1 protein-coding gene is annotated in these 577 nt (G+C 63.3%); it reads left to right on the top strand.

What is annotated here, in order from left to right:
* Positions 1 to 14: 14 nt before the first annotated feature.
* A partial coding sequence (locus tag JJ917_17840; protein MBO6700688.1) for a histone deacetylase occupies positions 15 to 577 on the top strand: 563 nt, incomplete at its 3' end.

Below are 577 nucleotides of genomic sequence, written 5' to 3'. Positions count from 1 at the left end.
ATCATCGTTTTCCGATGGGCAAATATTCCGCGCTCATGCGTAGCCTGCGCGCACGCGGGCTGGCGCATGACGGTACGCTGGTGGAATCAGCGCCCGCTCCGGCCGCATGGCTGCGGCTTGCGCATGATGCAACCTATGTCGATCAGGTGTTGCGCTGCGCGGTACCGAAATCCGTTGAACGCGAGATCGGTTTCGCGATCGGCGAGCGCGTCTCCCTGAGAGCGCGGCTCGCAGTGGCAGGAACTGCCATAGCCGCAGATATCGCTCTCGCCAACGGCATTGCATGCAACGCCGCAGGCGGCAGCCATCACGCGCGGCGCGCACACGGTGCCGGGTTCTGCACATTCAACGACGTTGGCGTGGCAGCGTCGATGCTCCTGGCCGCAGGGTGCGTGAGCAGCATTCTGGTCGTCGATCTGGATGTGCATCAGGGCGATGGCACGGCAGAGATATTTGCCGAGGAGCCGCGCGTCTTCACCTTCTCCCTGCATGCGGAAAGGAACTACCCCGTCCGCAAGGTGCCTTCGCGTTATGATTTCGCGCTGCCCGACGCCGTGCGGGATGCTGCATATCTGGA

This window comes from Hyphomicrobiales bacterium, assembly GCA_017642935.1.
Taxonomy (GTDB): Bacteria; Pseudomonadota; Alphaproteobacteria; order Rhizobiales; family MH13; genus MH13.
This window is presented reverse-complemented; position numbering and strand designations above follow the sequence as displayed.